The organism is Paenibacillus canaveralius, from assembly GCF_047238265.1.
Lineage (GTDB): Bacteria > Bacillota > Bacilli > Paenibacillales > NBRC-103111 > Paenibacillus_F.
Genome location: NZ_JBDFMM010000001.1, coordinates 4,736,121 through 4,759,249, shown reverse-complemented (window position 1 = coordinate 4,759,249; position 23,129 = coordinate 4,736,121). Strand labels below are relative to the sequence as shown.

Genomic DNA, 23,129 nt, shown 5'->3' with positions numbered 1-23,129 from the left:
CTTTTAAGTTTTGATATTGTCTATTTAATATTATTAAAATAATTATTTGGAGGGATTGAAATGAAGAAGACGGGAACTATGCTCGTGCTGCTGGCCGCTATGCTGACGGTCGCATGGTTGACATCATCGTCGGCGCTGGAAATCGCAGCTACTACGACAGGACTGCTTTGCGTCTGGCTGACGGCCAGGGAAAATATATGGTCGTGGCCGATTTCCCTGATTAATGTGGCCTGTTTTTTCTATATGTTCTGGGAAGTAAAGCTCTACGCGGATATGGCGCTTCAAGTTTTCTTTTTCCTGCTGAGCATATACGGCTGGATCGTCTGGCTGACAAAAAGGGGAGGCGCGGAAGTGCGTCCCACGAAGAAAATAGTGCCGTGGCTGATCCTTCCTCTAATTTTGTTTCTGGTCGGCGCGACGGCAGGCTGGGGATATGTTCTGCACACGTATACCGACGCTTCCATCCCTTATGCTGATGCGTTTATCGCTACACTCAGCATCATTGCCCAACTGCTTTTATCCGCTAAGATTCTGGAAAACTGGACGGTCTGGATAGCGGTGGATGTGCTGTCGATCGGCATGTACGCCTATAAGGGGCTGGATGCGATCGCGTTCTTGTATTTGATCTACCTGGGCATCGCGATATCCGGACTGATTACGTGGAGAAGAAACTATGCCGCAGCGGGACAGAACGGACTTCGGCTCACGCAGGAACCTGCGGGAGATCCTCATAACACGGAGGGAGGTACATGGAAATGAAGACGGAAAAGAGGAACACACACGATACGGAATTGAAAAAGGGACCAGTAACCACGGGCCTTACTCTGGGCAAATTCGCACCGCTTCATAAAGGGCATCAATTGATGATCGAGACGGCGATAGAGGAAAACGACGAAGTGATCGTGCTCATCTATGACAGCCCGGAAGTCACGGATGTTCCGCTCCCCGTAAGGGCGGGGTGGATACGAAAGCTGTATCCCGGCGTAGAAGTGATCGAAGCCTGGGACGGACCGGCGGAAAACGGATATACACCCGAAATTCAGAAAATGCACGAAGAACACATTCTCGCCATGCTTGGCGGAAAGAAGATTACCCGCTTCTATTCGAGCGAAAGATACGGAGAGCATGTAAGCGCGGCGCTGGGGGCGCAGAACAGGCAGGTAGATCCCGGTCGTCTGAAGGTTCCGGTCTCCGGTACCCGGGTCCGTCACGATCCGTACGGCCGGCGCGGATATGTAGATCCTGTCGTCTATCGGGACTTGATCACGAAGGTTGTGTTCCTAGGAGCCCCTTCCACCGGAAAAACGACGCTTGCCAGTTACTTGGCGGATCTTCACGGAACGAGCTGGATGCCTGAATACGGAAGAGAATATTGGGCGGAGCACCAGATCGGCCGCCGTTTGTCGAAGGAACAGCTCCTGGAAATCGCCGAGGGCCACGTGCAGAGGGAGGAGAGGCTGACGGAAGAAGCCGACAAGGTTGTATTCGTTGATACCGACGCCCGCACAACGCTGCGGTTCTCGATGTATTATCACGGCGAGGCGCTGCCGCGGCTTCACGAATTGGCGGAGGCTGCCGCGGCACGCTACGATTTAGTGTTCGTATGCGACATCGACATCCCTTACGATGACACGTGGGACCGGTCGGGCGACGCTCAGAGGAATCTGTTTCAGAAACAGATTCTGGCGGATCTGAACATGCGCCGTATCCCTTATTTTGTGCTCAAGGGCACGCTGGAGGAACGGGCGGCCCGGGTTAATGCCGTCTTGGCCCGGTACCGGAAATACCGCAGCCTCGCCGAAATGCTGGTATAAATCCGCAGCAGCAGAAGAGGGAGCAGCAGAGGGAGAGGGGGAAGTGAGAGGAAGTGGGAGAGTCCTGCCGGGGCTCTCTTTTTTCGCGGGTAAGACAAGACTTTCCTTCTTGTAAATCCGTGAGAAACGCTCGCAATGCCTAACAGTGAGGGCACCCCTCTAAACGCCGGGAGCAACCACTTCCACCTTGATCCGGTCGGGATCTTCGAAATAGACGGCATAATGCCCCGGGCCGCCCGCATGGGGATGCTCTTCCCGGTACAAGACACGGACGCCTCTTGCAGTCAGCGCTTCCGTCAGCTTGTCCACCTGTTCCCGGGATTCCGCGTGAAAGGCAAGATGATTCAAGCCGGTATGCCGCCTGTGGTAAGGAAGGTCCAGAAAACGGTCTTCGGTCTGGACAAATACGAGATACGTGTCCCCGTGCTTCCAGCTGATCCCTTTGTCCCAGCGCTGGAATCTCTCGTATCCGAGCTGACTCAGCAGCCATTCCCAGAACAGCGCCGATTCGTTCAAATCGGATACATTGATTTCGACGTGATGAAGCATAAAAACCTCCTGGAATCTCTTGTAAAAAAGTATAATTAGGAACGCATGTTCTTGTCAATTTTTTTTTAGGCGGAAATAAAATGATTGCAAGAAAACGTTCGTTTTTCCAAAAAAAGATATTGATAATGATTCTCAATGTTGTTATACTCGTTTTGGGATTTTGTGATGAACGGACATGAGAACCATGCTTTTATCATCCTGTTTTCAGCTAAATCAGCCAAAAGAACTCGAGGAGTTGTCTTTATGAAGATTCGTTATGTCGCGCTGTTTGCAGCCTGTACGGTGCTTTTTACGGGATGTGGTTCCAAAAACAATGAAAAAGCGGGTGCTCCTGCAACTCCGGATACCAAAGCGGCTCCGGTCGCGGCTTCGGCTTCCCCGGCTCCGGCAGGCGACGAATCGTGGAAACCGATTCTCGACGCTTACCGCACGTACGCCACGGAACAATCCGATCTGTTCGTCAAAGAGATGGAGAAGTTCGTGAACGCCGTTAAATCGGGTAAGGTTGAAGAAGCCAAGAAACTGTACGCGCCGACCCGGATGTATTATGAAAGAATCGAACCGATCGCCGAGGCACTCGGTGACCTGGACCCGAATATCGATGCCCGCGAGAACGACGTGGAAGAGAAAGACTGGCGCGGATTTCACCGTATCGAACAAGCGCTCTGGCAGAAAAACACGACGAAAGGCCAGGAAGAATATGCGGACCGTCTGTTGAACGACGCGAAGCAGCTTCGTGCCCTGATAGAAACGGTCGAGGTGGATTCGGCTCTGCTCGTAACGGGTGCGGTTGAACTTCTGAACGAAGTTTCCGCCTCCAAAGTGACGGGGGAAGAGGAGCGTTATTCGCACACCGACCTGTATGATTTCGTGGCGAATGTCGAGGGAGCCAAAAAGATTTATACCCTTCTGCAGCCTAAGCTCAAGAGCAAGGACGCGGCGCTTGAAGAAACGATCGGCGCTAAGTTCAAAGACCTGGAACAAGCGCTTGCCGATTACAAAGAAGGAGACGGATACGTCTCTTACGAGAATTTGAAACAGGATGATACGAAAAAATTGAGCCGTCTGCTGGACGCGCTGGCCGAGCCTCTTTCTCAAATGGGAACGATTCTGGGAGCGGCTGCGAAATGAGCGGGAACGACAGCGAGCGGAAAAAAGGAATTTTCGATAAACCGGTCAGCCGCAGAGATATTCTGAAGCTGGCCGGAGTTGGCGGCGCCGGGCTTCTGCTTGGCGCCGGCGGCGTCCGCGGCCTCGTTGCGGCGCAGGCTTCCAAAACGGAAAAGGCATTTTCCGCCTCGGGGGCCGAAACGGATCCCCAGGGCGCGGTGCCTTTCTACGGCGGCCACCAGGCGGGGATCGTTACGCCGGTGCAGGATTTTATCTGCTTTGCGGCGTTTGATGTGACGGCTTCTTCCGTTGCGGAGGTACGCAAGCTGTTTCAGGCGTGGACGGCCGCCGCGGCTAATATGGCCCAGGGCAAAATGGTCGGCCTTGACGACGGCAATGAGCTGCTGCCTCCCGCGGATACGGGTGAGGCGGCAGGGCTTACGCCGTCCCGGACGACCATTACCTTCGGGGCGGGTCCGTCGTTGTTCGACGGCCGCTTCGGTCTCGGGGGCAAGAAGCCCGAGGCGCTCCAGGATCTTCCCGCTTTCGGCGGCGACGAGCTGCGGCCGGAATGGTGCGGGGGCGATCTGTGCGTGCAGGTGTGCGCCAACGATATGCAGATCGCGTTCCACGCGATCCGCAATCTGGCCCGCATCGCACGGGGCAAGGCCGTTCTGCGCTGGACGCAGGAAGGTTTCCAGCGCACGGGCTATTCGGACCCGGCCAAGGCGACTCCGCGCAACCTGATGGGCTTCAAGGACGGCACCGGCAATCCGGATGTGAAGGATGAGCGGGAGATGAAGCAGGTCGTGTGGGCGGACGGCTCGGACGGAAGCGGCTGGATGCACGGGGGGAGCTATATGGTCGTCCGCCGGATCCGGATGCGTATCGAGGTGTGGGACCGGTCGAGTCTGGCGGATCAGGAGGCGACTTTCGGCCGCCACAGGAGCAGCGGCGCCCCGCTTGGCGCGGCGGGCGAGTTCGATCCGCCCGATATGGAGAAGAAGGATGCCTCCGGCAAGCCGGTTATTCCGGACACTTCCCATATGAAACTGGCCCGTGGGGACGGCACCGCCAAAATTCTCCGCCGCTCTTACTCCTATTCAAGCGGAATCGATCACAAAACAGGCCAGTTGGATGCGGGTCTTTTATTCGTTTGCTACCAGCGCGATCCGCGCAAGCAGTTCGTTCCCATTCAGAAGGCGCTGGGCAAGAGCGATAAGCTTAACGAATATATCGTGCACATCGGCAGTGCGGTTTTTGCCTGCTTTCCCGGCGTGAAGGAGGGCGGTTATATTGGCGACACCCTTTTTTAAACGGAAAAAAAGCCGTCTTTCTTCGGCCGCAAGCCGGAGCCTTTACAAAATCGGCCTGGCCGCGCTTCTGCTGCTGATCAGCGTAACGGCCGGCCCGGCAGGGTACACTCCCGCTTATGCAGCCGGTGAAAGCAAGGCGTCCGGCGCCGACGCTATGCTTCCCGTTGTAGGGGGAGCGCTCGTGGAGGCCGGCCAGGGAAGCTGGGCCAAAGCGGCCGGGCATCTGGCGGAGGCCGACCGGCTTTGGCAGGCTGACGCCGCCAAGTCCTCCGCTGCCGCGGCGGACGTCAATTCGGCCTTGGCGCATGCGAAGAAAGCGGTGGCCGGCGGGGAGAAGGACCCCAAGGCCGCAACTGCGGCCCTGTCCGAACTTGCCAAGGCCGTGAATAAGTATGCGAAGGAAGGCCGGCAGGACGCAAAAACGGGCAAGTCCGGGCAGGATACCGCGGCAAGTCTTCTTCCCGTCATGACCAAGCTTGCCGAGAGCATCCGGTCGGGAGACTTGAACCGGGCTTACAATGATTACAAAACGTTGAACAACGGCTGGCTCAAAGTCGAGCAGGCCATCCGGAGCGATAATTTTACCGTATACAGCGGGATGGAGACGCAGATGAGCATGATCCGCGTGGCGCTGCAGGCCGAACCCAAACAGCCCGAGCAGGCGGCGGAGGAAACCGCGGCTCTCATTCAGCTCGTGAACGATTATACGGCAGGCAAAATCGTATCCGAAACCCCGGAACCTGCCGATATGTCCGTTGCGGAGCTTATCGGGATTCTCGACCAGGCTTCTTCGGACATTGCGGCCGGGCACCATACGGAAGCCGCCGGGCAGATGCAGGCGTTTATTCGGAAGTGGCCTTCGGCCGAAGGCCAGGTCAGAATCCGTTCCGCGGACGTCTACACACAGATCGAGAACCAGATGACGGAAGCTTCACGTTATCTGCTGTCGGTTCCGCCCGCCGGCGATAAAGCGGAGCAAGTTATCACGGCCATGCGGGAACAACTGCAGCCGATGACAGGCGAGAAGCGGTACACGGCCGTAGACGCCGGGCTTATCCTGCTGCGCGAGGGCCTCGAAGCGATTCTCGTCATCTCGGCGCTGCTCGCTTATTTGAAGCGCACCGGCAACGGGGATAAGCGCGGATGGATCTGGTCGGGCGTCGGAAGCGGACTGCTTCTGAGCGGAGCGATGGCATTCCTGCTTTCCTATACGATTTCCCAGGCTGCCTCGGGCAGTACACGGGAATTCATAGAAGGCGGAACGGGGCTGCTTTCCGTCGTGCTTATGCTGACCGTAGGCAACTGGCTTCACGCCAAGTCTAATGTGAAAGCGTGGAACAGCTACATTGACCGGCAGATGGGCAGCGCTCTGGCCGGCGGAAGCTTATGGTCGCTGTTTGCGGTCTCTCTTCTCGCTATTTTGCGGGAAGGGGCGGAAACGACGATCTTTTACGCGGGTATGGCGCCTTCGATTGCACCGTCTCAGCTTTTTCTCGGTATCGGAGTGACGCTGCTACTGCTGATCGGTATCGGTTTCGCCATTATCCGGCTGAGTGTCAGAATGCCGATCCGGCCCTTTTTTATGACGGCGTCCGCGCTTATTTATTACCTCGTTTTCCGCTTCCTCGGAGAAAGTATTCACTCCCTCCAGGTGGCATCGGTGATACCCGCTCACTCGGCTTCCGGCCTCCCTTCCGTGGGCTGGCTTGGAATTTATCCGACTTGGGAAACGCTGCTCCCTCAATCGGCCCTGCTTGCCTATATAGCGGCCAGGCTGATCAGAAAAAGATCCGGTAAGGCGGCTTCAGAGCCTGCTTTTACCGAACGCTAACCTTCTGTAAAGAACCTTGCTCCATTTTAATGGGGAAGGTTCTTTTTTTCGGCGTTTGGAGCTGCTATGCAGTGCGGGAGCACGCACCGGAAAACGAGGGCGAGCTGAGCGTGCGGAAGCACCCGGTTCCCGCTTAGGGCAGACAAAAAACTCCCCTGTACACGGGGCCGCTGTAAGGCGGCGCTCGTATAGAGGAGAGTTACGGGGCGGGACCTTGGCAGGTCCTGCGGATGCGGATCAAACGGCACAATCGTGAAAAGGCCGGAGCCTTTCCCGCTTAGAGCTTATCCGCGTACTTGACCAAATCATCCAGCAACAGGTTGGCGGCTTTGATCCCGCCTGAAGTATTCCAGATGATTTCATCGATTTGGAACGCTTTGTTGTTTTTGGCCGCGTTAAGATTTTTGTAGAGCGGGTCCGACATCCATTCCTGCTGGGTTTTCGTGCCGCCTTTGGAATCATCGTAATCGGAATTGAAGTAGAAGAGGATATCCCCATCCATGTCGACCATGCGTTCTTTTGTAATGACTTCCATGAAGGCGTTCTTGTTCTGGGCCGCTGGCCGTGCGAAGCCCAAATCCTTCAGGATAATACCGGAGAACGTATCGTTCTGGTAAATACGGACGGCTCCCGGGAGGAAGCGGACGATGGATACTTTGGCCGATGTTTTGGTGCCGAATTTCGCTTTCACATCCGCCACATGCTTGTCGTAAGCGGCGAGGGCTTTTTCACCTTCCGCTTTTTTATTCAAGGCTTCGGCATAGAGCTTGAAGTTTTGTTTCCACTGCCCGGTTAACGTTTCGGCGAAAACGGTCGGGGCGATCTGCTGGAGCTGGCTGTATATTTTCTCGTGTCTGACTTTGTTTCCGATGATGAGATCGGGTTTAAGAGTCACGATCAGTTCCAGATTCGGCTGGACTTCTTCTCCAAGCTCCGTGACGCCCTGCATCGCATCTTTAATGTGGGGATACCACGTTTTGCCGACACCGGATTTAACCGCGCCGACAGGTTTGACACCGAGTTCCAGAAGAGCTTCGGTTCCTTCGTTGGTCAGAATCACGACGCGCTGCGGAGTGCCTTTGATCTCGGTGTCTCCCATCGCATGCTTTACTTTACGCGCGGTATCCGCCGCGGCAGGCGCAGGTGACGACGTGTTCGGTGCCGCTGAACCGGCGGGTGCCGTTTGCGTTTTGCCGCACCCGGATGCAGCAAGGGCAAAAATGGTGAAAATCAAAAGAGCCAGTGTAGACAAGGACCGTTTACGACGGTTCATTTCATGGTTCCCCCTCAAGGATTATGTAGGTACAGAGAATGTTTGTATGTTCTAAATTGATTATGATTCTCATTCTCATCGTTATTAAAAAGCATTTCACGCTCTCTGTCAATACTTTCCTCCGGCAATCGGCTTTATAAATGAAACGCGTTTTAACAAAACGTTAATGCCTTCCGTGATTTCCCCTAATATTCAATCTTCATAATAAGGGCAGAAGCTTATTCGGGTAACGCCGGGAGGACCTTAACGATGAAACTGTTCAAAAGCTTTAGCGTACTGCTGATCGCCGCAAGTTTTTACAGCCAGGCTGCCTGGGCTTCGGTCGAGGAAGGCTATGAACCGCTGAGGGATATGCTGGAGCAGGCAGGGGCACGCGTGTCGTGGAATCAGAGCACACAAACGGCCGATTTTGCTCTGCAGAACGGTCCGGAAGGTTCGGTCACCATCGGGAACGACGGATATAAGCTAAACGGAACGGATGGAAAATTGAACGGGCGCGTGAAGCTGATCGGGGACAAAACCTATGTGCCGCCGGGCTTCGTTGAGCTCGTGCTCAGCAAGCTGCGCAGCGGGGGCGGGGATCAGACGGCTGCCGGCGGGGAGCTTGTCCGGGTAACGGCGGACGGTGAAACGGAAGCGGTCGACACGGGGGAGGATGCGGCCGATGATCCCGCTATCTGGGTCCATCCGGACGATCCTGCCAAGAGCAAGCTGATGGCCACCAACAAGGGCGGCGGCATTCTGGTCTATGACCTGAACGGCAAGCAGGTCCAGTCCTACAAGCTCGGCAAAATGAACAATATTGACGTGCGCTACGGATATGAGCTCGGCGGCAAGCGAATGGACATTGCGGCGGCGACGAACCGGTCGAGTAATACGATCGACGTTTTCTCGATCTCCCCGGAGACGGGTGCGCTCACGAATATCGCGGCCAAGCCGATCAAGCCGGACATGGGCGAGGTGTACGGCTTCAGCCTGTATCACAGCCTTAAAACCGGCAAGTACTACGCGCTTGTGCTCGGCAAAGAGGGGGAATTCGAACAAATCGAGCTGATACCCGGACCGGCCGGTGTGGAAGGCAAGCTTGTACGCCACTTCAAACTGGCGTCCCAAGCGGAAGGAATTGTAGCGGACGACGAGTACGGGACGATCTATATTGCGGAAGAAGATAAGGCCATCTGGAAAATCGGTGCCGAACCGGACAGCGGCCTGAAGCCTTACGCCAAGGTGGATGAGGCAGGGAAAGGGCATTTAACCGCCGACATTGAAGGATTAACACTGTATTACGGGTCCGACGGCAAAGGCTATCTGCTGGCTTCCAGCCAGGGAGACAGCACTTACGCGGTTTACAACCGCCAGGGCACAAACCGCTATTTGGGCAGCTTCGCCGTTAAGGACGGTCTCATCGACGGAACAACGGAGACGGACGGAATCGATGTCGCCGGATTCGGTCTGGGCCCGGCTTATCCTAACGGAATTTTCGTGGCGCAGGACGATGAAAATGCGGATAACGGAAACAAACGCAACCAGAACTTTAAAATCGTATCGTGGGATAAGCTGGCGAAGTCGTTCCACGCTCCTCTCCGTATCGATAACGGCATGGACCCCCGCAAGCTCACCACGCGTAAAGACGGTTGACGGTTTAGACAGACAGACACGCAGACAGGTTCGGAAGGCGCAGGAAAGCATGGGCCGTCCGAAACCTGTCTGTTTTTTACGTCCGGCGTTTGTCCGTCCGCACCGTTCCGGTCTTTTCCCGCTTATCCGCTTCATGCAATCAATTCCTGATTTTGAAAAGCTGGCCTTTGCTTTCTGGCGGTTAATCTTTTATCATGAAAACTAAATTTAGTTTACTGTTCTGTTCCCGTATGGACGGGTGCGGTTATATAAAAGGAGTGGATAGGAATGTATTTGCCGTCTTTTCAGCTGGAAGGCAAAACGGCTCTGGTGACCGGAGCGGGAAGAGGCATCGGCAGAGCGCTGGCGATCGGTCTGGCGGAAGCCGGAGCGGATGTCGTGCTGCTTTCGCGGACACAGAGCGATCTGGACGCGGTAGCGGCCGAAATTGCCGAAGCGACCGGACGCAAAGCCTACGCGATAGCGGCCGATGCGGGAACGCGCGAAGGCGTGACGGAGGCTGTCGGCCGTGCCGTACGCGAAGCGGGACGCCTCGATATTCTCGTCAATAACGCGGGTATGAACATCCGCACGCCGGCGCTCGAAGTAACGGATGAAGAGTGGGACGCGATCGTGCAGACGAATCTCAAGTCCGCTTTTCTGATGTCACAGACCGTCGGGCGCCATATGAAGGATAACGGGGGCGGACGGATCGTGAATGTCGCCTCCGTTGCGGGCCATATGGCGCTGCGCACGGGAGTCGTATACGGCTCGACCAAAGCGGCACTTATTCAAATGACCAAAATCCTGGCGCTGGAATGGGCGAAATACGATATCCTGGTCAACGCCATCGGTCCCTGGTATTTCCCGACGCCGCTTACGGAGAAGCTGCTGGCCGACGAATCTTTCGTGGCCGAAGTGACGGGCCGCACGCCACTGAAACGGGTGGGCAGGCTGGAGGAGCTGGTCGGGCCGGTCGTGTTCCTCTCTTCGGATGCGGCCAGCTATGTGACGGGACAGACGCTTTATGTGGACGGCGGCATGACCATTTACGGGTTCTGACGACAGACGCGAAGGAGGAAGACAGATGAAACCGTTACCGCTGCGTCTCAGCGTGCTGGATCTCGTGCCGGTCATGCAAAAAGCGGATTCCTACACGGCGCTTGGACAGGCCGTCACGCTGGCGCGGACAGCCGAGAAGCTCGGCTACACGCGCTACTGGGTATCCGAGCACCACGATATGAAGCAGCTCGCCTCCGCGTGTCCGGAAGTGCTTCTGGCCCACATCGGGGCCCACACGGAGCATATCCGGATCGGATCGGGCGCCGTTCTGCTGCCGCACTACCAGCCGGTTAAAGTCGCGGAGGCGTTCCACCTTCTGGCGACGCTGCACCCGGGGCGCATAGACCTCGGCATCGGCCGGGCTCCGGGCGGCTCCGCGCATGTCACACTTGCCCTGAGCGGCAATTTCCTGGAGAATGTGCGGCAGATGCCGGACAAAATCCGCGATCTGACGGCGCTGATCGAAGGCGAATTTACCGTGGAAGGAGAGCGGGTCACGGCCCGCCCGGTTCCCGCCGATTCGCCGGAGCTGTGGCTGCTCGGAACGAATGCCAAAAGCGCCGCTTACGCGGCCGAATACGGGACAGGCTACGTATTCGGCCGGTTCATGAGCGACAACGACGGCGCCGCCGTGCTCGAAGAGTACCGCAGCGCTTTCCGGCCCTCCCGCCTGCTGGCGGAGCCGAAAGCCATCGTCGCCGTCGGCGCGGTCTGCGCCGAGACGGAGGAGCAGGCCCGCGAGCTGGCCGCAGAAGCGGCGGACTGGATGAGCGCCGGGCTTCCCGCCGCGGAGGAGGCAGCCGGAAGCGAAGCCGCTCATGCGCCGGGCCGGGAAGGGCAGCGGGATGCCGCCCCGGCGGAGGACGAGGCCGCTGCGGCCGGCACTCGGCCCGAGAAAGCGGCAGCGCACGACAGGCGCACGCTGATCGGAACGGCCGGCCAGATCAAGGAGCAGCTGCACGAGCTGCAGAAAGCCTGCGGGGCGGATGAGTTCCTCATCGTGACCCAGGTGCCGGATTACGCGCAGCGTCTGAAATCTTACGAGCTGCTTGCATCCGGCATCATCGGGCGGGAATAAAGGGACGACGCTCCGGATAACATGGAGACGGGCGGCGGGGCATTTTCGGCTTCTATCCATGAGACCTCCGCTCTATCCCGCAGACGATTCTTCCTGTACAATATAAACCAACACATAGGAACAAGCCGTTTTTTTATAACGAAATCTAATTTAAGCAGGTGACATAATGGGTGAAATGGACGGACAAACGATTCAAGTGCTGAACGCAAGCATGATTCACGATGCGGAGAACGGATATATCGGCAAAGTGGAATTTAAACTGGCGGAAGGCAAGACCGCTTACGAGGTGGCCCTTTTCAGCAAAAAGGGGAAAGAATGGATGTACAGTTTGAACTTTACCGCCGAATCCGGCACGGAAGAAGAGATTGTCGCTATCGAGCAGCAGTTGGAGGAAGATGACGATCTTTTTGATTTTCTTGTGGAGACAGCGCTCAGCCGTATGGAACAAGATTCTTCCGGAGGTGTGGAGGGGGAGTAGTCTCCTTCACGCGGTCCGGCTTTTGCTTCCGAATACATGTGATGCCCGCAATTCCGGTTGCGGGTATTTATGCTGGACCGACCCGGCGGGAAACTTGCCATAGGGGTGGAAGCCGTGCTATTTTTAGGCCATGCGGCACACATTTTAACCTGGACGGTTAGACGGGAGGGGATATAGATGACAGAGACCGGGAAAAAGGCGCCTGCAGAAGAGCTGGCCACCTTTGCGGGAGGCTGCTTCTGGTGCATGGTGACTCCTTTCGAGGAACTGCCGGGCATTCACGGCATCGTATCGGGATATACCGGCGGCAGCGAGGTCAATCCGACTTACGAACAGGTGAAGGCGGGAGAGACCGGCCATGCGGAAGCGGTACAAATCCGGTTCGACCCTGACGTTTTTCCTTATGAAAAGCTGTTGGAGCTGTTCTGGCAGCAGATCGATCCGACGGATGCGTTCGGGCAGTTTCAGGACCGGGGGCTTTCCTACCGGGCGGCTATTTTTACTCATACGGAAAAACAGCGGGAGCTTGCGGAGCAGTCCAAGCTTGAGCTGGCGCAAAGCGGCCGTTTCGACAAGCCGGTCGTGACGGAAATCGTTCCGGCGGGGCCTTTTTACGAAGCCGAGGAGTATCATCAGAATTACCACCGTAAAAATCCGAAGCATTACAAAGAAGACCGGGCCCAATCCGGGCGGGACGAATTTATCGGCAGCCACTGGAAATAACTATGGCACCGTACCGTGAAAAGGAGGCCGGAAGCCGGCGGAAGTGCCGGTACCGGCCGGATGAACAATAATGCGGAAGTTGAGAGGAGCCTACCCATCATGAGTGTACATATCGGAGCGAAGGAAAACGAAATCGCGGAACGAATTTTGCTGCCGGGAGACCCGCTGCGGGCAAAGTTCATCGCCGAGAATTTTTTGGAGGATGTCGTCTGCTATAACGAAGTGCGGGGGATGTACGGGTTTACCGGAACCTATAAAGGCCAGCGCGTATCCGTTCAAGGGACCGGGATGGGCGTGCCGACCATTTCGATCTACGTGCATGAGCTGCTGGAAAGCTACGGCGTGAAGACGCTGGTGCGCGTCGGTACGTGCGGAGCCTTTCATGAAGACGTGAAGGTGCGCGATCTTGTGCTTGCGATGACTTCGCACACGGATTCCGCGGTTAACCGCATCCGCTTCAACGGGCTGGATTTCGCCCCGGCCGCCGATTTCGGGCTGCTGAAGAGCGCATACGAAGCCGCCGAAGCCGCAGGCATGCCCGTACACGTGGGCAGCGTCTTCACAAGCGACACGTTCTACCGCGACGACGAGGGGGCGACGGCGGCCCTGCTGACGAAGTACGGCACTTTGGCGGTAGAGATGGAAACCACCGCGCTGTACACGCTGGCCGCCAAGCACAAAGCCCGCGCCCTCTCCATTCTGACCGTCAGCGATCACCTCGTGACCGGCGAGGAAACGACGGCGGAAGAGCGCCAGACAACGTTCCGCCAGATGATCGAAGTCGCACTTGATACGGTGATCCGGTATTAAAGGGAAGGAGCGGGTCCGTTAAGCAAGGCCCGCATCGTCCGGCAGTTGTGTAAGTAAAAAATCCCTGACTTGTGTCGGGGATTTTTTGTTGCGGCAAGAGCCGGAAGGCAGCCGCAGCCGTATATCGCAATGACTGAGAAAGGCGCATGCGTCTATTGAATAGGAGTTGTTGTGCGTAAACGACGCTAAACGACGTTTACACGACGCTTAACGTGATACATTTTATTATAGAGGCTCTTCGTTCAACCGGGTAAGATCGTCCAGAAACCTTGTGATGACGGAAAGCTCTTCCCCCGAATAAGTGCAGTACAGTCCGAAATGTTTCTCTTCCAGAAGCCGGTGAAGCTTATCGTGCACATGCGCGATTTGTTCGCCTTGAGGCGTGACGAGATAATGAATCTCCCGTTTGTTTCCGTGCCGTGGAGCTTCTGCCGCCAGTCCCGACTGGATCAGTTTGGCTACGGCTTTGGAGACGCCCCCTTTGGTCACGCCGATGCGGTTCGCGATTTGGGTGACGTTCGCGTTCTCACCGCCCGCTATTTCGTGGAGCACGTGCATTTGTGTCAAGGTGAGCTGGCTCAGGTCCGCAGCCGGTCCCGTTTCTTCCGTCCGCAGGTCTCCGATCATGTCGAACGCTTTCTGTTTCTTGAGCTCAGCCGCCTTATCTCTCGAATGAAGATACTGGAGAAGCTTGGCTTGTAAAAGTTCATGTTCGGCGGTGCCTTCGTTCATGTGGAGCGCCTCCTGTTTTTAAGTGGAACGGACCGGTTTTCCGGTTCTTTCCCATTTTAACAGGACAAATACGGCTGTGGCAAAGGCGCATCCGAGCAATGCGAACAGCAAGGCGGGATGAATATGAGCCTGGAGAAATCCGAAAGCGACGGGGCCTGCCGCCATGCCCGCATAGCGGATAAAGTTGTACAATCCGACTGCCGTGCCCCGGATGGACGGGAATTCCCCGGTAAGCAGTGTCGTATGGACCGGGAGGGTGAATCCGGATGAAATTCCATAGAAAACAAGCGCCGCGGATAATCCCGCCAGGGACACCATACCGGTCAGGGCGAACAGGATGACAAATCCGGAAATGAACAGACTGCCCCAAAAAAGCAGCGCCGTCATAGCGGTGCGGTGCTGAATTTTTTTGAACAGCCAGCTTCCCGCAATAGTGCTGACCGCCATCGGAAGAAAGGCAGCCCGACCCGTTCGAGGCTGAGTCCGTAATGATCGGTAAGCAGAACCGGAAGATACACAAGCAGGGCGAAATAGATGAAGAAATGCAGGAACCCGGTAATCATAACGGTAAGGCCGATTTTGCTGCCGAATATTGTCCGGTAGGCGGAGGAAGCTGAAAGAGGCTTCATCCCGGGAGACAGATTTTCCTTTTCATCACGGCCTGAAGGAAAATAACGGGCATGAACGAACAGCATAAGGAGCGCGATCCCCGTCAAAAGCCAGAAAATGCCGGGGTAACCGGCCCGGCTTCCGATAAAACCCCCGAGTACGGGAGCGACGGCCGGTGCGAAGGACAGCAGGGTCTGATACGTTCCCATCGCTCTGCCGCGGTCATGCCCGGAAAACAGGCTTCCGATAGTCATCGCCGCGATAAGCGGGACGGCTGCCGTGCCCAGCGCCTGCAGCGCCCTGAAAAACAGGAAGCCTTCGAAGCGGGTCGCAAGCGAGCAGCCAACCGATCCGATTACGGTCAGGAAGAGGCCGGGAAGCAAAATTTTACGCGCTCCGACAGAGTCGATCAAAGGGCCGAGCAGAAGCTGCATGACCGCTAAAATCAGCATAAAAAGGGAGACTGACGCGTTAACCCAGGCGAGGGAAACGTGAAAGGAATCCCTCAGCAGAGGCAGGATGGGGGAATAAATATTTTGCGTCAGCGAGGCCAGAAAAGCACTGATAGAGAGTAAATACAGGAGAAAATCAGTTTGTTTGCGATTGGCATCCGGCATAAAGGACACCTCCTGAATGATTTTGTTTCCGGGAAACTGTTTCCTGGAAACAATTAAACCATTCTGTTCGTTAAAAGTCAATTCCTTAACGGAACAGTGCCGGCACGGAAAGCTTGAAGGCTGCTTTGAAACAGAGAGTCTAATGTTAACCCGACCCCCGTCCTGCAAGAGCGCTTCAATGATGATGCCTCACGCGGAAGCAAAGCCGCTTGTAGACGCGGATCCGGGTATCCGATAAAATACGGGGATACCAGTCACTTAACAGCAAGGAAGGGATTTTGATGAATTCATCCGCAGACGACCGGTCTGTGCCGTCTTTTGTATACAGTTTTGCCTGCCACGAGGACGAAAAGGAGCTCTGCCTGCTGGAGCTTCGCACCATGCTGGGCGTCCGGCCGCAGGAAGGCTGGGCCGAGAGCCCGCTGGAGCTGGACCCGAGCCGGAGCCCGTTTATCCGGCACCGGCTGGAGGTACGGCTCCAGGCAGCCAGCCTGGACGAGCTGGCCGAGGAGGCCGAAACGCTCGATTTGAACGGGGACACGTTCAAGCTTCTCTACGTGGAGGCCGAAGAGAAGGCCTCCTACGACGAGCGGCGCGCCATCGAGCGCCGGATCGGCCGGCATGTCCGGGGCAAAGCGGACATGAAGCAGCCCCGGCACCTGCTCGGCGCGGCTTACGCCGGCGGCCGCTGGGTGCTGGGCCCGTGCCGCCGGAGCGAAGCCGTCTGGCTGGCGCACAACAGCAAGCCGCGGCATTACTCCACGGCGCTGAGTACACGCGTGGCCCGCGCCGCGGTCAACATCGCGGTGCCGGACCCGGCCGGCATCCGCGCGGTCGATCCGTGCTGCGGCATCGGCACGGTGCTGGTGGAGGCCTTGTCGATGGGCATCGACATCGTCGGCCGCGATCTCAACCCGCTTGCCGTCCGCGGCGCGAGGGAAAATCTTGCCCACTTCGGGTATCCCGATGTGGTGAAGATCTGCGACATCCGTGAGCTGGATGGCACTTACGATGCGCTGCTTCTCGATATGCCGTACAATTTGTGCTCGGTCCTGAGCACGGAGGAGCAGCTCGAGATGCTGCGCAGCGCCCTCAGGCTGTCTCCGCGGGCGGTCGTCATTTCGGCGGAGCCGGTAGACGCCGCTCTGGAGCAGGCGGGCTTCGCCGTGAAGGACCGCTGCGTCGTCCGCAAAGGAAGCTTCGAGCGGCAGATTATCGTGTGCGAGCGGCGGGAGGACGGGGCGGAACGGGACGACGCCAGGGAGGCGGATATCTAAAAAGCTGCGTAATACGCAGTTAAAACGGTATGTCAGCGGCAAAAAAGAATCCCAAGGTGCGCGGACCATTTAAGGACTCTGGCTTTGGCGCACAACATCGGCATAAAGAGTGGTCAGCTCCGGTAAAATCTTTAAACCATGATAATAAAAAGGGATGGATCCTGCCTTGGCGGGCGGTCTATCGCTTTTTTTATTTACCGTTCAACAGTTCAATATGATAGCAACAGTCAGGCCCCATCATACAATTAGCAGTAAGGTCCTGAGCTAACATCTTAAGCCCCGGCTTGGGGGTTAACAGGAACCGTTACCGCAGCAAGTTTCCAAACGGGACGCTCGTTCGAGATTAACCCGTCGGTCAAGCACGGTTTTCAGGTATAGGTTTGAGCCGGAAATCCTCCGGCTTACTCTTGTTATTCGCAAGCTGATGTTTTATATTGACATAATAGCAGGTCAAAAATAAAAGAGGTGAACGGACGGAATGACTCCGCGCACGAAGGAACAAAACGAAGAGATCCGGCTGCGGCGTCTGGCACAAATCCGGAAAGCCGCTGCCGATGTGTTTTTGAATAAAGGACCTTTACTGGAAATCCGCGATGTGGCCGCGCAGGCGGGGCTGGGCTATGGCACGGTATACCATTATTACAGCAATAAGGGTGATTTGCTCCACGATCTGCTGTGGGACGCGTTGGAGCGGGCCGGTGGGTGGCTGGAGACCACGTTGGAGGCCCTGCCGAAGGTTACGCTGGAGGCCTGGTCGAACATCTCGCCGGAGGCCGGGCCAAAGGTCTCTCTTGAGGCTCTGCCGAAGGCTCCGCTGGAACCACGGCCGAAGGTTTCGCTGGAGGCCCAACTGAAGGCCCCGCCCGGTGTCCCCCGCGCTTCGGCCTCGGGGCAGGAGCCTGCAGGCGGGCTTTTCGGCTCCGCTGCAGAGGCGGACGCCGGGAACTCGGCTGCCGCGGATTCCACGAGCGGAACCCGCAAAACGGCCGCTGCCGCAGAGCTTGGCCCTGCCGCCGCCTGTGTCCGGCTGCTGCAGCTTTGGGCGGAGGACCACGCCCTGTACCTGCTGCATAAGCAGGCCGGTGAGGGCTTTGCCTGGCTGCCTGAAGCACGCTCGGCCCCTCTCACGGCCGCCTTTCGCCGGGAAGTGCTCGCGCCGCTTGCCGAGCTGCTGGAAACCGGGCGTGCGGCGGACGGGATCGCCGCTTCCGGCGAAAACGCGGCGGAAGCGCCTTACCGGGAGCGGCACGCGGAAATGCTGCTGGCCGCCTTGGTCGGCTGCGCCTCGGTTTCGCTTCGCAGCGGAAAGCTTCACGAGGAGGCGGAGGATATCGCCCGGTTTTTAAAATTATAAAAGAAGGAAGGAATAAACATAGATGATCATTTTAAAATCACCCAGGGAAATCGAAGAAATGAAGCCGGCGAGCCAAATCGTTGCGGACTGTTACCGCGAAGTGGGCAAACTGATCGAGCCTGGAATTACTACCCGCGAAATCAATGACTTTGTGGCCAGACATATCACCAAGCTGGGCGGCAGGCAGTTTACGAAAGGATACAACGGTTTTCCCGCCGAAACCTGCACTTCGGTCAACGATGTGGTGGCCCATGGTATTCCTTCCAACCTGGCACTTAAGGACGGCGACTTGCTGAAGCTGGACATCGTCGTGGAATACGGAGGATGGTTCGGCGATTCGTGCCATTGCTATGCGGTGGGCAATATCCGGCCGGAGGCCCAAAAATTAATGAAGGTAACCAAAGAATGTTTGGATTTGGGGATTGCCCGGGCGATCCCCGGGGGGCGGCTCGGAGACATAACGTCGGCGATTCAGAAGCATGCGGAAGCGAACGGGTTTTCGGTCGTACGCGATCTGCTGGCGCACGGGATCGGGCGGAGCCTGCACGAGGAACCGAGACTACGAGCATATCGGCGCAGCCGGCAAAGGCATTCGGTTAAAGGAAGGTATGGTATTTACGATTGAACCGATGCTCAACGAAGGTACGTTCCGTATCACGATCGACGACGATCAGTGGACGGCGAGAACGGCCGACGGCAAATTGTCGGCGCAATATGAGCATACGGTTGCAATCACACCGGATGGACCGCTGGTTTTAACGGCCCAGTAAGGATAAAGGAAGAACGGACGGGAAGGCGTCATTTTAGGAAATGAACCGTCGCTTTGAGTGGAGAAAGTTACAAAGTCAAGAAGGAGAACAGTGAATCCTGTTCTCCTTTTTTTGTTCTGGCGTGGAGGTTATTCTTGGCCTGAGGATGATCTGTTTCTACCCTCATGGCCCGACTGCTTATCGTTTTCGCCTAATCCTTCACCGGCTTTGTTGCCTAATGCGGCGCCCGCAACCCCGCCTGCCAAAGTGCCCAACGGGCCTAGAATGGAGCCCACGGCAGCGCCTGCCGCGGCACCTCCGACGGTTCCAACGGCTTCACCGGCATTAATGCCGTCTTGGCCATTGCGGCCGCGGTTCTGTTTATCGTTATTCTCGGACATGTTGTTTCCCTCCTTGTACGTGGTATGGAAGCACAGCTTGTTTGGAGCGGCGCTGGTCCCAACCTAGTGTACCCGTCCTCGAGAAAAGGCATCCCTTGCTTTCTGTTACGGTTTACCTTAGATCGATAAGCCGGGGCAGACGTATTGACTCGGATTTATTCCGAAAAGAGCAGGCACAGCGGGCAGCACCGCCATGCTTGCTCTTTTGTGCTCTGTTAAACGAACTGCAAGTCAAGTCGTATTTTTAAGACGCCAACCAGGAATTTTTGCCTCTTAAAAAAAGCATTGAAATATATGTAACTACTAGTTATAATACAAAGCATAACAAATAATAAAACGTTTTCATTAAGAGAGGTGAAGCCATGAACCTAGCCGGAATGAACATTACGTACAAGCATTTTCCTTTCGAGCACTTCCTGGATTCCATGTCGGAGCTCGGCATCCGCCATATCGAACTGTGGGCGGGTGAGCCCCATCTGTATGTTTACCGGAATGTCCTCGGCAACTTAAGGCAGATCAGGCGGCAGCTGAAGTCCAAAGACATTCAGGTTGTCTGTTACACGCCGGAGCAGTGCGTTTATCCGTTCAACATCGCGGCCTCAGACGCGCATTTGCGGCAGAAGAGCGTCGATTATTTTATCGATAATCTGTACGCCGCGCTGGAGCTGGGGACCGATAAGATGCTAATGACTTCGGGAAACGGGGACTTCTCGGTATCCTTGGCGGAATCGTGGAAATATGCAACCGATTCGATCTATCAGGTATCGCGGGTGGCTGAGAAGGAGGGGGTGACGCTTGCATTGGAACCTCTGACCCGGTTCGAATCGAATCTTTTGACCGGCGTGGAGGGAATACTGAGGGTGATGAGGGACATCCATTCCCCTTCGTTACAAGGAATGATCGATTCCGTAGCGATGGAGCTTGCAGGAGAGACACCGGAGGATTACTTTACGAAACTGCCGGAGCTTTGTCATTTCCATCTGATTGATGGAGACGGTTCGTCCGATGCGCATCTGGCTTTAGATGACGGGGTGCTGAATTGGAGAGAATATGTAACGGCCCTTCAAAGCCGCGGTTATAAAGGAGCTTGCACCTTAGAGATTATGGGAGCCGGTTATTACGAGAATCCGCATGAGGCACTTAAGAAATCAATCGGGAAAATAAGGGATATGAAAGTCTACTCATCTTGATTTGGAGGAACTCGCTATGAGTAAAGACACACTTACACGAAAACTGGGTTTCTGGTCGGCCCTGGCTATCGCAGTCGGAACTACGGTAGGTTCCGGAATATTTGTTTCTTCCGGGGATGTGGCAAAAGCGGCGGGTCTTCCCTCGATTTCAATCCTGGCCTGGATTATCGGCGGGATCATCGCGATTCCGCAGGTCATGGTGCTGGCTGAATTATCAACGGCTTACCCGCAAAATGGAAGCGGTTACGTATACCTGAATAAGGCGGGCTGGAGGCCACTGGCCTTCCTGTACGGCTGGGCGACATTCTGGGCGCTCGATCCGCCGTCCATTTCCATTATGGCTTTGGCCATCGTGGCTTACTTGGCAAGCTTCTTCCCGTTCTTTGCCGGGTTTGCGGGCAAGCTCCTCGGGGTGGCGATTATTCTGATTATCACATCCATCCATTACCGCAGCGTTAAGGGGGGCGGAAGCTTTCAAGTCATTATTACCGCCGTTAAAATCATTCCTTTCCTGATTGTTATTGTGCTCGGACTTATGTATATGAATGTGGATAACTTCGCTTACACCCCGGCGGCGGGAGCCGGAAGCTCAAGTCTTATCGGAGGCGTATCCGCTACGACCTGGGCGTACACCGGAATGGCCGCCATCTGTTTTATGGCCGGAGAATTCAAAAATCCGGGGAAAGTTCTCCCTAAGGCGTTAATCAGTTCCGTGCTGATTATACTTGGCCTGTATACCCTGCTTGCGGTGTGTGTCACCGGCTTGATGCCTTTCGACAAGCTGATGGGTTCCAGCGCTGCCGTGTCCGACGCCGTGAAATACATTCCGGGACTATCGGGTATGGCTTCATCCTTCGTGGCCGTTACGGCAATCATTGTTATTCTGGGTTCCTTGAGCTCGTGTATTATGTTTCAGCCGCGCCTGGAGTATGCCATGGCGAAGGACGGACTGTTCTTCCAACGCTTTGGGAAAGTCCATCCTAAATTCGAAACACCCAGCTTCTCGATTATCGCCCAGGTTACCTTTGCCTGTATTCTTGTGTTCTTCAGCAATCTAACGGAATTGCTGGGTTACTTTACACTCATTCAGCTGGTTATTAACATTCTCGACTTTGCCGCCGTCTATAAATGCCGGAAGAGAGACGATTATAACCCGATTTACCGGATGCCCATGTGGAGAGTAACGACCATCCTGGCGATCGCCGGGGCGGCATGGCTGGCATGGGGAACCTTTACGTGGGCCCCGATTCAAGGCATGATTGCGGCAGCCATTGTTATCGCGACAGGCCTGCCCGTGTACTATTACTGGGAGAAGAAATACGGCTCCAAAAAGACGGGGGACAGCGGAGTCGTTGTGTAGTCAAAAAAAACGTTGTTTAAATTGTAATGTTATTTTATAATACAAGACATAACAAATAAAATGGATCATATTGGGGATCGCCTCTAATATGGGGAGGGAACGAACATGTTGAACTTTGATGAGCAGTTATTCCTTAAGCTTGTGGAACAAGAGGGCCTTGCCTTTAGAGGGCAGATTGAAGAGATTGTGGACGGAATTTGCAAGAAAGGGTACAGCAACCTCTTTCTGATCGGTGCGGGCGGCACGATCGCGATGATGTATCCTTACGAATATATTTTGAAATCGAATTCGACGATCGACGTTCATGCGGAGATCGCCGCTGAGTTCATGGTGATGAACAACCGCCATTTCAGCAAAGATTCCGTATGTATCTTCACCTCGGTATCGGGGACCACTCAGGAGACTGTGGCCGCAGCCGAATTCTGTAAGGAACGCGGGGCCACTACCATCGCGCTTGTGGCCGAACCGGATACGCCGCTGACGAAGATTGTGGATCACTGCATTACTACGGGCTCGGAGAAACATTCCTTCGATACGTTCTTCATGCTGCTGCATATGGTCGTGTTCCGTTTCATGTATAACAATAACGAGTTCCCTCAATACGATCAGTTCGTCAAGGAAGTCTCCCTGCTGCCGCGTGCGATTCTGGATGCGGTTAAGAATTTCGATCCGAAAGCGGAAGCCTTCGCTAAGGAACATAAGGAGACGGACTACCACATGATGGTGGGTTCCGGCAATCTGTGGGGGAATACGTACTCCTATGCGATGTGCATTCTGGAAGAGATGCAGTGGATTCATGCGAAATCGATCCATGCGGCGGAATTCTTCCACGGCACGCTTGAGCTGGTGCTTGAGGATACCAGTGTGATTTTGCTCAAAGGTGAAGACGAAACCCGTCCGCTCATGGATCGTGTAGAGCGTTTTGCCGAGAAAATCACGAAGAAATTGACCCTTATAGATACCAAGGAATTCAAAATGGAAGGCATCAGCGAAGAGTTCAGAAAACACTTTTCCGTCAATATCAACTGGTCCGTGCTCAGCCGTATCAGCGTCCACCTGGAGCGCGAGAGAAATCATCCGTTAACGCTTAGAAGATACTATCGTCAAATGGAATATTAAGATGTCGTGAGCACTACTTTGTAGTGCTCCTCTTTTAATCGCAGGGAAGGCGGGAACAAG

General features: G+C 55.6%; 23 protein-coding genes and 1 pseudogene. 18 read left to right on the top strand and 6 right to left on the bottom strand.

The window, feature by feature from the left end:
* The first annotated feature begins 60 nt into the window (after positions 1-60).
* Together pnuC and ABC395_RS21615 are read left to right on the top strand one after the other, a co-directional pair.
* The gene (gene pnuC / locus ABC395_RS21620) at positions 61-759 is read left to right on the top strand and encodes a nicotinamide riboside transporter PnuC (RefSeq protein ID WP_413005905.1); all 699 of its coding nucleotides are present in this window, start codon (positions 61-63) and stop codon (positions 757-759) included.
* A complete protein-coding gene (locus ABC395_RS21615; RefSeq protein WP_413005904.1) occupies positions 756-1,814 on the top strand; it encodes an AAA family ATPase in 1,059 nt (352 codons plus the stop codon). The genes pnuC and ABC395_RS21615 overlap by 4 nt, the downstream gene beginning before the upstream one ends.
* A 159-nt stretch (positions 1,815-1,973) precedes the next feature.
* Here ABC395_RS21615 and ABC395_RS21610 read toward each other — a convergent pair whose 3' ends face one another.
* The gene (locus tag ABC395_RS21610) at positions 1,974-2,363 is read right to left on the bottom strand and encodes a VOC family protein (RefSeq protein WP_413005903.1); all 390 of its coding nucleotides are present in this window, start codon (positions 2,361-2,363) and stop codon (positions 1,974-1,976) included.
* A 243-nt stretch (positions 2,364-2,606) separates the two neighbouring features.
* Between ABC395_RS21610 and efeO the strand changes: the two genes are divergently transcribed.
* Genes efeO through ABC395_RS21595 form a run of 3 tightly spaced genes read left to right on the top strand, consistent with a single transcriptional unit; the run spans position 2,607 to position 6,620 of the window.
* Positions 2,607-3,494: an iron uptake system protein EfeO gene (gene efeO / locus ABC395_RS21605; protein ID WP_413005902.1), complete on the top strand. Its 888-nt coding sequence runs from the start codon at positions 2,607-2,609 to the stop codon at positions 3,492-3,494.
* Positions 3,491-4,789: an iron uptake transporter deferrochelatase/peroxidase subunit gene (gene efeB, locus ABC395_RS21600; RefSeq protein WP_413005901.1), complete on the top strand. Its 1,299-nt coding sequence runs from the start codon at positions 3,491-3,493 to the stop codon at positions 4,787-4,789. Before efeO ends, efeB begins: the two co-directional genes overlap by 4 nt.
* On the top strand, positions 4,770-6,620 hold the full coding sequence (locus ABC395_RS21595) for an FTR1 family iron permease (protein WP_413005900.1): 1,851 nt from the start codon (positions 4,770-4,772) through the stop codon (positions 6,618-6,620). Before efeB ends, ABC395_RS21595 begins: the two co-directional genes overlap by 20 nt.
* A gap of 277 nt (positions 6,621-6,897) precedes the next feature.
* Here the strand turns inward: ABC395_RS21595 and ABC395_RS21590 are convergent, their stop codons facing one another.
* Positions 6,898-7,893, bottom strand: a complete 996-nt coding sequence (locus tag ABC395_RS21590; RefSeq protein ID WP_413005899.1) for an ABC transporter substrate-binding protein — start codon at positions 7,891-7,893, stop codon at positions 6,898-6,900.
* 249 nt (positions 7,894-8,142) lie between these two features.
* On the opposite strand from ABC395_RS21590, the gene ABC395_RS21585 reads away from it, so the two are divergent.
* From ABC395_RS21585 to deoD, 7 genes are all read left to right on the top strand, one after another.
* On the top strand, positions 8,143-9,531 hold the full coding sequence (locus ABC395_RS21585) for a phytase (RefSeq protein WP_413005898.1): 1,389 nt from the start codon (positions 8,143-8,145) through the stop codon (positions 9,529-9,531).
* Positions 9,532-9,580: 49 nt separating this feature from the next.
* Positions 9,581-9,736 (top strand): hypothetical protein, encoded by a 156-nt coding sequence (locus ABC395_RS21580; protein ID WP_413005897.1) that lies wholly within the window; start codon positions 9,581-9,583, stop codon positions 9,734-9,736.
* Between the two features lie 62 nt (positions 9,737-9,798).
* Positions 9,799-10,572 carry an SDR family NAD(P)-dependent oxidoreductase gene (locus ABC395_RS21575; RefSeq protein ID WP_413005896.1) on the top strand — a complete coding sequence of 258 codons (774 nt, stop codon included), beginning with the start codon at positions 9,799-9,801 and terminating at the stop codon, positions 10,570-10,572.
* 25 nt (positions 10,573-10,597) lie between these two features.
* Positions 10,598-11,650, top strand: coding sequence for an LLM class flavin-dependent oxidoreductase (locus tag ABC395_RS21570; RefSeq protein WP_413005895.1), 1,053 nt, complete (start codon positions 10,598-10,600; stop codon positions 11,648-11,650).
* Positions 11,651-11,816: 166 nt separating this feature from the next.
* A complete protein-coding gene (locus tag ABC395_RS21565) occupies positions 11,817-12,128 on the top strand; it encodes a hypothetical protein (RefSeq protein ID WP_413005894.1) in 312 nt (103 codons plus the stop codon).
* 177 nt (positions 12,129-12,305) lie between these two features.
* Entirely contained in the window at positions 12,306-12,851 is a 546-nt protein-coding gene (gene msrA, locus ABC395_RS21560; protein WP_413005893.1) for a peptide-methionine (S)-S-oxide reductase MsrA, read from the top strand.
* Positions 12,852-12,950: 99 nt separating this feature from the next.
* Positions 12,951-13,661 carry a purine-nucleoside phosphorylase gene (gene deoD / locus ABC395_RS21555; protein ID WP_413005892.1) on the top strand — a complete coding sequence of 237 codons (711 nt, stop codon included), beginning with the start codon at positions 12,951-12,953 and terminating at the stop codon, positions 13,659-13,661.
* 225 nt (positions 13,662-13,886) lie between these two features.
* Here the strand turns inward: deoD and ABC395_RS21550 are convergent, their stop codons facing one another.
* Genes ABC395_RS21550 through ABC395_RS21540 form a run of 3 tightly spaced genes read right to left on the bottom strand, consistent with a single transcriptional unit; the run spans position 13,887 to position 15,619 of the window.
* Positions 13,887-14,393, bottom strand: a complete 507-nt coding sequence (locus ABC395_RS21550; RefSeq protein WP_413005891.1) for a MarR family winged helix-turn-helix transcriptional regulator — start codon at positions 14,391-14,393, stop codon at positions 13,887-13,889.
* 18 nt (positions 14,394-14,411) lie between these two features.
* Positions 14,412-14,840 carry an MFS transporter gene (locus ABC395_RS21545; protein ID WP_413005890.1) on the bottom strand — a complete coding sequence of 143 codons (429 nt, stop codon included), beginning with the start codon at positions 14,838-14,840 and terminating at the stop codon, positions 14,412-14,414.
* Positions 14,777-15,619: an MFS transporter gene (locus ABC395_RS21540; protein WP_413005889.1), complete on the bottom strand. Its 843-nt coding sequence runs from the start codon at positions 15,617-15,619 to the stop codon at positions 14,777-14,779. The genes ABC395_RS21545 and ABC395_RS21540 overlap by 64 nt, the downstream gene beginning before the upstream one ends.
* A gap of 281 nt (positions 15,620-15,900) precedes the next feature.
* Between ABC395_RS21540 and ABC395_RS21535 the strand changes: the two genes are divergently transcribed.
* The 3 genes and pseudogenes from ABC395_RS21535 to map all read left to right on the top strand — a co-directional run bounded on the left by ABC395_RS21535 (position 15,901) and on the right by map (position 19,020).
* Entirely contained in the window at positions 15,901-16,896 is a 996-nt protein-coding gene (locus ABC395_RS21535; protein ID WP_413005888.1) for a TRM11 family SAM-dependent methyltransferase, read from the top strand.
* A gap of 478 nt (positions 16,897-17,374) precedes the next feature.
* Positions 17,375-18,250, top strand: coding sequence for a TetR/AcrR family transcriptional regulator (locus ABC395_RS21530; RefSeq protein WP_413005887.1), 876 nt, complete (start codon positions 17,375-17,377; stop codon positions 18,248-18,250).
* A gap of 22 nt (positions 18,251-18,272) precedes the next feature.
* Positions 18,273-19,020 (top strand): annotated as a pseudogene (map, locus tag ABC395_RS21525) (type I methionyl aminopeptidase).
* Between the two features lie 128 nt (positions 19,021-19,148).
* Here map and ABC395_RS21520 read toward each other — a convergent pair.
* Entirely contained in the window at positions 19,149-19,400 is a 252-nt protein-coding gene (locus ABC395_RS21520; RefSeq protein ID WP_413005886.1) for a glycine zipper domain-containing protein, read from the bottom strand.
* Between the two features lie 362 nt (positions 19,401-19,762).
* Between ABC395_RS21520 and ABC395_RS21515 the strand changes: the two genes are divergently transcribed.
* From ABC395_RS21515 to ABC395_RS21505, 3 genes are all read left to right on the top strand, one after another.
* On the top strand, positions 19,763-20,590 hold the full coding sequence (locus ABC395_RS21515) for a TIM barrel protein (RefSeq protein ID WP_413005885.1): 828 nt from the start codon (positions 19,763-19,765) through the stop codon (positions 20,588-20,590).
* 16 nt (positions 20,591-20,606) lie between these two features.
* Positions 20,607-21,950 carry an amino acid permease gene (locus ABC395_RS21510; protein ID WP_413005884.1) on the top strand — a complete coding sequence of 448 codons (1,344 nt, stop codon included), beginning with the start codon at positions 20,607-20,609 and terminating at the stop codon, positions 21,948-21,950.
* Positions 21,951-22,055: 105 nt separating this feature from the next.
* On the top strand, positions 22,056-23,069 hold the full coding sequence (locus ABC395_RS21505) for an SIS domain-containing protein (RefSeq protein ID WP_413005883.1): 1,014 nt from the start codon (positions 22,056-22,058) through the stop codon (positions 23,067-23,069).
* Positions 23,070-23,129: the final 60 nt, after the last annotated feature.

Bases quoted from the DNA above. Each gene is read 5' to 3' on its own strand.
- pnuC (WP_413005905.1), top strand. From the start codon at position 61: ATGAAGAAGACGGGAACTATGCTCGTGCTGCTGGCCGCTATGCTGACG.
- ABC395_RS21615 (WP_413005904.1), top strand. From the start codon at position 756: ATGAAGACGGAAAAGAGGAACACACACGATACGGAATTGAAAAAGGGA.
- ABC395_RS21610 (WP_413005903.1), bottom strand. From the start codon at position 2,363: ATGCTTCATCACGTCGAAATCAATGTATCCGATTTGAACGAATCGGCG.
- efeO (WP_413005902.1), top strand. From the start codon at position 2,607: ATGAAGATTCGTTATGTCGCGCTGTTTGCAGCCTGTACGGTGCTTTTT.
- efeB (WP_413005901.1), top strand. From the start codon at position 3,491: ATGAGCGGGAACGACAGCGAGCGGAAAAAAGGAATTTTCGATAAACCG.
- ABC395_RS21590 (WP_413005899.1), bottom strand. From the start codon at position 7,893: ATGAACCGTCGTAAACGGTCCTTGTCTACACTGGCTCTTTTGATTTTC.
- ABC395_RS21585 (WP_413005898.1), top strand. From the start codon at position 8,143: ATGAAACTGTTCAAAAGCTTTAGCGTACTGCTGATCGCCGCAAGTTTT.
- ABC395_RS21580 (WP_413005897.1), top strand. From the start codon at position 9,581: ATGGGCCGTCCGAAACCTGTCTGTTTTTTACGTCCGGCGTTTGTCCGT.
- ABC395_RS21575 (WP_413005896.1), top strand. From the start codon at position 9,799: ATGTATTTGCCGTCTTTTCAGCTGGAAGGCAAAACGGCTCTGGTGACC.
- ABC395_RS21570 (WP_413005895.1), top strand. From the start codon at position 10,598: ATGAAACCGTTACCGCTGCGTCTCAGCGTGCTGGATCTCGTGCCGGTC.
- ABC395_RS21565 (WP_413005894.1), top strand. From the start codon at position 11,817: ATGGGTGAAATGGACGGACAAACGATTCAAGTGCTGAACGCAAGCATG.
- msrA (WP_413005893.1), top strand. From the start codon at position 12,306: ATGACAGAGACCGGGAAAAAGGCGCCTGCAGAAGAGCTGGCCACCTTT.
- deoD (WP_413005892.1), top strand. From the start codon at position 12,951: ATGAGTGTACATATCGGAGCGAAGGAAAACGAAATCGCGGAACGAATT.
- ABC395_RS21550 (WP_413005891.1), bottom strand. From the start codon at position 14,393: ATGAACGAAGGCACCGCCGAACATGAACTTTTACAAGCCAAGCTTCTC.
- ABC395_RS21545 (WP_413005890.1), bottom strand. From the start codon at position 14,840: ATGGCGGTCAGCACTATTGCGGGAAGCTGGCTGTTCAAAAAAATTCAG.
- ABC395_RS21540 (WP_413005889.1), bottom strand. From the start codon at position 15,619: ATGCCGGATGCCAATCGCAAACAAACTGATTTTCTCCTGTATTTACTC.
- ABC395_RS21535 (WP_413005888.1), top strand. From the start codon at position 15,901: ATGAATTCATCCGCAGACGACCGGTCTGTGCCGTCTTTTGTATACAGT.
- ABC395_RS21530 (WP_413005887.1), top strand. From the start codon at position 17,375: ATGACTCCGCGCACGAAGGAACAAAACGAAGAGATCCGGCTGCGGCGT.
- ABC395_RS21520 (WP_413005886.1), bottom strand. From the start codon at position 19,400: ATGTCCGAGAATAACGATAAACAGAACCGCGGCCGCAATGGCCAAGAC.
- ABC395_RS21515 (WP_413005885.1), top strand. From the start codon at position 19,763: ATGAACCTAGCCGGAATGAACATTACGTACAAGCATTTTCCTTTCGAG.
- ABC395_RS21510 (WP_413005884.1), top strand. From the start codon at position 20,607: ATGAGTAAAGACACACTTACACGAAAACTGGGTTTCTGGTCGGCCCTG.
- ABC395_RS21505 (WP_413005883.1), top strand. From the start codon at position 22,056: ATGTTGAACTTTGATGAGCAGTTATTCCTTAAGCTTGTGGAACAAGAG.